We start from the raw sequence: 6,350 nt of genomic DNA, 5'->3' as shown, positions 1-6,350 counted from the left end.
TGCGCTCGGCCGGGAAGGTGTCGGTCAGCGGCTCGAGGTACTCGTTGTTGAGCTGCCGCACCATGCGGATGCCGAGCCAGGCGTTGGTGCGCTGCGGCGTGCTCTCGCTCCACTCCCTGAAGTTGCGCGTGTTGTGGCAGTAGGTGCAGTTGACCCCCAGCGCCTTCGAGAAGTGCATCATCAGGCCGTAGGTCTGCTCGGTGTCCTGCAGCGAGGCCACGTGCCCGGTGGGCAGAGCAGTGCCCGCGCCGACGCCGATCACCACCGCCTTCTTCAGGTAGGGCGTGAACGGGTCGTAGGGCAGCGAGCTGAGGCCGACCGTCTTCGCGGCCTGGTTCTGGCCGTTGAGGTTGCCGATGAAGTCGGCGCGCTTGTTCTGCGGCTCGGCCTGGAACCAGATCTCGGCCGGCACGGCCTGGCCGCGGTGGCAGGTCCAGCAGGTGACGCCGGTGGCAGCCACGTGGGTCTTCCAGTCGGCGTTGACCTTCTGCGTCATCTGGATCATGCGCCGGGCCACGATCTTCTGGTACTTCGAGTCGTCGGCAAGGTTCTCGACGTTGTGGCAGTAGGCACAGCCCTCGTTGGGCGCCACCCACTGCGTGATCGACAGCATGTGGCGCGTGAAGGCGCCAACGCTCAGGTCACCGAGCACCTGCACGTTCTTGTAGATGTCCTTGGCCTTCGGGCCATCGTCCGGCGCGGCGGGGATCGCCTCCGGCGGCTGGTTGGCCGGCACCTGCAGTTCCACCGTGCGCGGGTTGTAGACGTTGAGCATGCCGGTACCGCGGTAGCCGTGCTGCACCGAGTCGACCGGCGGCCGCTCGCAGCCGGCCAGCAGCAGCACGGCGGCCGCGCCGGCGAGAAGGGAGGTGACGCGCGCGACGAGGCTCATGGCTTGACTCCCTGGATCACCGTGGCGGGGTCGATCACGGTGCCGAACACGTGCGGATAGGGCGGCACGACGCCGTGCTTCATCGACCAGAGGTACCAGTTGTCGACCACCGTGCCCGACAGCAGGATGCCGATGCCGCCGGTCAGCGGGCACAGCACCGCGAACCACCACGCCCACCGGTGGATGGATTCGGTGGTGGCGTTGAAGCCCATCGTCCAGCGCCAGAACAGCGCGGCGCGTTCGCTGGCCGTGCCGCGATCGACGATCTGCTCGATCTCGCGCTCGCCGCCGAAGCGAGTGACGGCCAGGATGGTGGCGCCGTGCATCGCGAACAGCAGTGCCGAGCCGTACAGGAAGGCGATCGACAGCGCATGGAACGGGTTGTAGAAGAGGTTGCCGTAGCGCAGCGAGAAGGCCGCGGTCCAGTCGAGGTGCGAGAAGATGCCGAAGGGCACGGCCTCGCTCCAGCTGCCCATCAGCAGCGGGCGGATGAAGCCCAGCACCAGGAACAGCCAGATCGCCGCGAGGAAGGCCCACGACACGTGCGTGCCCAGGCCGAGTGCTCGGGCCCGGGTGTACATGCGGGCCCACCACAGCATGATCGAGATGGTCAGGAACAGGCCTGCCATCAGCCACCACCCGCCGTCGTTGAGCGGCGGCAGCGACAACCCGTAGGCCGGCGACGGCGGATCCAGCGACAGCCAGAACAGCTGGCGCACGAACTGGATCGGATCCCAGTTCACCTGCGCGAGCATGTTGAAGCCGATGATGTTGAAGGCCAGCGTGCCGAAGATGATCGACGCGAGGCCCAGCGGCCCGAGATAGATGGGCCCGATCTGCGCGCAGCCGATGCGGCCGAGCAGGTGCGAGACCCACGGGTTCTTGCCGGTGCGCGGGCTGTTGCCCGGCGGCAGCGGCACGCCCTGCTCTGCCGGGCCGACCACCTGCACGCTGGTGAAGAGGTTCTGGTATTCGATCATCATGATGTCGCTCCCGGGCTCAGCGGATGGGCCATTGGCTCCAGATGGGCAGGTTCAGCCACCAGCCCCACCACTCGGGCCATCCGCGCGTCCAGAACGGACCGCTGATGACGATGCACACCGCGCTGAAGAAGACCGCCGCGAGCGCGAGGAACAGGCCGAGGCGGTGGATGCCCAGCGAGCCGATCGAGTAGCCGACGGCGTCGCGGAAGTAGGTGTCCTCGTGCGCCGGCGTCTTCACGCGCTCGCCTTTCTTCGGGTTGGTGGCCGAGAGGATCAGGCCGCCGTGCATCGACAGGGCCAGCGCGGTCGCGAAGAAGAAGCTGATCGCGATCATGTGCGCCGGGTTGTAGTGGAAGTGCAGGTACTGGTAGCCGACGTTGCTGACCCAGTCCAGGTGGCTGTAGATGCCGTAGGGGAAGCCATGGCCCCAGGCGCCCATCAGCACCGGGCGGATCACCACCAGCGTGAAGTAGGCGAAGATCGCGAAGCCGAAGGCGATCGGCACGTGCAGGCCCATGCCGAGCTTGCGGCAGATCTCCACCTCGCGCAGCGCCCACGACACGAAGGCGCCGAGCGCGCAGATCGTGATCAGCTGCCACAGCCCGCCTTCGAGCAGCGGCGCCATGCGCAGGCCGTACGACAGGTCGGGCGGGGCGATCGAGATCTGCCAGAGGTTCCAGGTCGGCCCCATGGCCGCGCCCCACAGGATCAGCGCCACGCCGACGAAGGTGAAGAACGCCGTCGTCACCCCGAAAAAGCCGACGTAGAACGGGCCCATCCAGAAATCGAAGAGGTCACCGCCGATCAGCGTGCCTCCGCGGACGCGGTACTTCCTCTCGAAACTCAACATCGCCATGGCTTGGTCCTCCGACCCTTACATGTTCTCGGACGGCGCCTCAGGGGGCGCCGGCCAGGCAGACGGGGGAGACGGTGCTTGCGATACCGGCTCCACCCGCTGCACTGGACTGCGTGCTACTTCGCCGTCGTGATGCCGGCAGAGGCAACCGCAGTGGGCATCGGGGCGTTCGCGGACGCCACCGTGGCCTTTTTCGGGCCATCGAGCCAGTTGAACTTGTTCGTGCTCAACAGGACGAGGTGAATCATCACTGCCAGCCCGGCCAAGAAGACCCCCTGGACGACCATCGCCCGGAGAGGATCGAACAAACGCCAGATTCTCCACATGATTCCAAGCTCCTACGTGAGATGCGACATGAAGGTGTAGACAGCCGCCTTGACGCCGCCATACAGGGACTTGACGCCTTCCGCTCCCGGCAGCCAGGACCGCCAGTGCCAACCGAGTACCTGCCCGATCAGGGCGATGGCGAGGAACACGACGAAGCTCAGTGCGAAGATCAGGGCGAAACTGCTCGTCCTGCCTGCGGTGCCTTGCTTGTGCGGTGCGCTTTCGGAATGGACCATGGCAACTCCCCTCGTGCTGGGTGGGTGTGCGTCAAACGTTCAGTTCAGAGCCAGGGGCGCCAGGCCCAGACGAGCACGTGCGCGACGACGGCGACTGCCGTGAAGCCCACGAACCCCTGCACCCAGAACCGATGGAACTCCTGAGCCTCTTCGTCGGTCAGGCCCGAGATCGAGCCCTTTCTTTCAGCCATAGGAATACTCCTTCAGCATGGTCTTGCGACCAGCCGCGCACCACGCCTGCGCGACGGAGGCAGCCGCGGCCCCTTGCCGCGACGTTCGAGTGCCGCGCTGCGGGCGCGTGCTCATGCCGGCACCCCCTGCAGCGAAGCGTTGTTGGACTGCGCCATGCGCTGCGCGCTGACGCGGGTTTCGCCATGGCGGCGGGCATCGGCCTCGGCGCGGTCGCGCAGCCGCTTGGCCGCGGAGATGCGCACCAGCACCGGCTGCGTCTCGACGAGGTCGTCGAGCAGCGCCTTGGCGTCGTCGTCCCAGGGCAGCTCGTCGTGATGGCGCGCCGGCGTGGCCTCGACCTGGTCGAGCTCGGTGCCCAGCGGCAGGATGTGGAACAGCGCATCGAACAGCGCGTTGCACACCTCCTGCACCACGTAGGTGGCGCCGGCATAGCCCATGAACGGCGTGCCGGTGGCGCGGCGGATGATCGCGCCGGGGAACGAGGCCGGGATGTAGGCTGGCTTCATCGGCCCCTTGGCGCCTACCTCGGCGAGGTACATGCGCTCGTTGAAGCTGCCGAACATCACCAGCGGCGTCTTCTCGTGCACGAGGCGGCGCACCTCGGCGTTGTCGGTCTTGGTGCCCGCCGTGCGCGACACCGCGAACTGGCAAGGCAGGCCCAGCTCGTCTTCCAGGAAATGGCGCAGTCCGCGGGCGTAGGTCTCGCCTGCCACCACCGCGAAGCTGGCCGTGCCGAAGAAATCCTGCGTGACCGACCGCCACAAGTCCCAGACGGGCTTGATGGTGGTGTGCTTCTCACGCTCGATGAAGGGCTCGGGGTCGAGTCCGAGAAGCTTTCCGAGTTCACGCAGGAAAGACGTGGTGCTGTGCAGGCCGATCGGCGCCTGCAGGTACGGGCGCTCCAGCGCCTCGCACAGCATGCGGCCGAACTCCCTGTACATGCAGATGTTGACGTCGGCCTCGACGAGGCGCGACACGTCGGCGAGGTGGCTGCCGAGCGGGAACACCATGTTCACCTCGGCGCCGATGCCCTGCACCAGGCGGCGGATCTCGGCCAGGTCGCTGGGCGAGTTGAACGTGCCGTAGCTCGGGCCGATGATGTTGACGCGTGGCCTCTCGCCCGCCGGCCGCTCGGCGAACGGCGTGCGCTGCGGCACCTTGCGCAGGCCGTACTCGGTCCACAGCCAGTACATCGCGCGGTTGGCGCACTGCCACTGGTCCTCGTCGATGGTGCGCGGCAGGAAGCGCTGGATCGTCGTGCCCTCGGGCGTGACGCCGCCGCCGATCATCTCGGCGATCGAGCCGGTGACCACCACGCTGGGCAGGTCGGGGTCGAGCGCCGCGTGCGCCCGCTTCATCGAACCCTCGGTGCCCTCGCGGCCGAGCTGCTCTTCGGCCAGGCCCGTCACCACGATCGGGAGCTCGTGCGGCGGCAGCGCGTCGGTGTAGTGCAGCACCGAGGTGACCGGCAGGTTCTCGCAGCCCACCGGGCCGTCGATCACCACCTGCAGGCCCTTGATCGCCGTGAAGACATAGACGGCGCCCCAGTAGCCGCCGGCGCGGTCGTGGTCGAGGATGAAGCTCATACCATCTGCTCCGCCTTGAGCCGCTTCTGGATCTTGATGACCTGGCGGCGCGTCTCGGCGCGGAACTCGGGCCGCAGCACCGGCTGCGATTCCCACACCCCGGCGCGGTCGCCGCCGCCCACGTCGCCGAAGAACTCGCGCATCGCCTCGAAGCGGCCCTTGTTGGCGATCGCCGCGTTGACCACCTGCGCCAGCGAGCCGGCACCGGCCGGCCCCATCAGCGGGCGAGCCGAGATCAGGTTGGTGAAGTACAGCGCGGGGATCGTCGCTTCCTTCGCGGCCTGCACCACCGGCGTCGTGCCGATCGCCAGGTCGGGCTTGAACTCGCGCACCGCGGCGATGTCCTGCTCGAGCGAGGCGCGGTACTGCACGTGCACGCCGCGCGCCTCCAGCCATTCGCGGTCGGGCGCGCTCCACGGCGTGGCCGGGCAGGCGCTGCCGACGTAGGGCACCTCGGCGCCGCTCTCGATCAGCAGCCGCGCCACGAGCAGTTCCGACCCTTCGTAGCCGCTGACCGTGATGCGGCCCTTGACCGGCATGCGCGCCAGCGCGCCGCGGATGGCCGGCAGCCACTTGTTCTTGGCGGAGTCGATCTTCGCCTGCTCGACGTTGGCGGCCGTGCCCACAGCCTGCAGCCAGGCCTCGGTGCCGTCCAGCCCCACCGGCGCAGAGGCCAGCACCGCGCGGCCTGCGGCCTGGAACTCGCGCACGCTGGCGGTGTAGAAAGGATGGATCGCCGCCACGGCCGCGCAGTCGAGCGCGGCATAGAGCTCGCGCCACTCGCGCGTGGGCACCACCGGGCCGGCGGCCAGGCCCATCGGCTCGAGCATCATGCCGATGCCCACCGGGTCGGCCGGGAACATCTCGCCGAGCAGCGTGATCGTCGGCCGCGACGCCACGCCGCCGCGCGGCGCCGCCACCGGGCCGGCCTCGGCCTCGCCGCGCGCGTACTTGAGCATCGCGCCGGCCAGCACGTCCTTGGCCTCGGCATGCGTGGGCACGCCGAAGCCCGGCACGTCGATGCCGATGATGCGCACGCCGTTGATGTCCTTCGGCAGCAGCTGCAGCGGCACGCCGCTGGCCGTGGGCACGCACAGGTTGATGATCACCACGGCGTCGACCTTGGCCGGGTCGGCCTCGCGGAAGACGGCTTCGCGGATGTCCTCGAACAGCTTGCCGGTGACCAGCGTCTCGCTGTTGAAGGGCACGTAGCCCACCGAGCGCTTGGCGCCGTAGAAATGCGAGGTGAAGGTCAGGCCGTAGACGCAGCAGGCCGAG

The 6,350-nt window shown here is 68.3% G+C and carries 8 protein-coding genes; all 8 read right to left on the bottom strand.

The window, feature by feature from the left end; translation table 11 throughout:
- Positions 1-892 (bottom strand): photosynthetic reaction center cytochrome PufC (gene pufC / locus AB7U92_RS19670; protein WP_428580883.1); only part of this gene is annotated, 892 nt, incomplete at its 3' end.
- On the bottom strand, positions 889-1,875 hold the full coding sequence (pufM, locus tag AB7U92_RS19665; protein ID WP_428580880.1) for a photosynthetic reaction center subunit M: 987 nt from the start codon (positions 1,873-1,875) through the stop codon (positions 889-891). The genes pufC and pufM, both read right to left, overlap by 4 nt.
- A 16-nt stretch (positions 1,876-1,891) precedes the next feature.
- Positions 1,892-2,731, bottom strand: a complete 840-nt coding sequence (gene pufL / locus AB7U92_RS19660; RefSeq protein ID WP_428580877.1) for a photosynthetic reaction center subunit L — start codon at positions 2,729-2,731, stop codon at positions 1,892-1,894.
- Positions 2,732-2,847: 116 nt separating this feature from the next.
- Complete coding sequence (gene pufA, locus AB7U92_RS19655) at positions 2,848-3,057, bottom strand: light-harvesting protein (protein WP_428580875.1); 210 nt, start codon at positions 3,055-3,057, stop codon at positions 2,848-2,850.
- A 12-nt stretch (positions 3,058-3,069) separates the two neighbouring features.
- The gene (locus AB7U92_RS19650) at positions 3,070-3,294 is read right to left on the bottom strand and encodes a hypothetical protein (protein WP_428580872.1); all 225 of its coding nucleotides are present in this window, start codon (positions 3,292-3,294) and stop codon (positions 3,070-3,072) included.
- 44 nt (positions 3,295-3,338) lie between these two features.
- Positions 3,339-3,485 (bottom strand): light-harvesting antenna LH1, beta subunit, encoded by a 147-nt coding sequence (gene pufB / locus AB7U92_RS19645; RefSeq protein WP_341892702.1) that lies wholly within the window; start codon positions 3,483-3,485, stop codon positions 3,339-3,341.
- A gap of 111 nt (positions 3,486-3,596) precedes the next feature.
- Positions 3,597-5,072, bottom strand: coding sequence for a chlorophyllide a reductase subunit Z (gene bchZ / locus AB7U92_RS19640; RefSeq protein WP_428580868.1), 1,476 nt, complete (start codon positions 5,070-5,072; stop codon positions 3,597-3,599).
- Positions 5,069-6,350 (bottom strand): chlorophyllide a reductase subunit Y (bchY, locus tag AB7U92_RS19635; RefSeq protein ID WP_428580865.1); only part of this gene is annotated, 1,282 nt, incomplete at its 5' end. The genes bchY and bchZ, both read right to left, overlap by 4 nt.

The organism is Piscinibacter sp., assembly GCF_050175855.1.
Classification (GTDB): domain Bacteria; phylum Pseudomonadota; class Gammaproteobacteria; order Burkholderiales; family Burkholderiaceae_C; genus Piscinibacter.
The sequence above is the reverse complement of the archived record's forward strand: the minus strand, read 5'-3'. Positions and strand labels throughout refer to the sequence as shown.

Excerpts from the sequence above, each read along its gene's own strand:
- AB7U92_RS19650 (WP_428580872.1), bottom strand. The coding sequence starts at position 3,294 with ATGGTCCATTCCGAAAGCGCACCGCACAAGCAAGGCACCGCAGGCAGG.
- pufL (WP_428580877.1), bottom strand. The coding sequence starts at position 2,731 with ATGGCGATGTTGAGTTTCGAGAGGAAGTACCGCGTCCGCGGAGGCACG.
- bchZ (WP_428580868.1), bottom strand. The coding sequence starts at position 5,072 with ATGAGCTTCATCCTCGACCACGACCGCGCCGGCGGCTACTGGGGCGCC.
- pufM (WP_428580880.1), bottom strand. The coding sequence starts at position 1,875 with ATGATGATCGAATACCAGAACCTCTTCACCAGCGTGCAGGTGGTCGGC.
- pufA (WP_428580875.1), bottom strand. The coding sequence starts at position 3,057 with ATGTGGAGAATCTGGCGTTTGTTCGATCCTCTCCGGGCGATGGTCGTC.
- pufB (WP_341892702.1), bottom strand. The coding sequence starts at position 3,485 with ATGGCTGAAAGAAAGGGCTCGATCTCGGGCCTGACCGACGAAGAGGCT.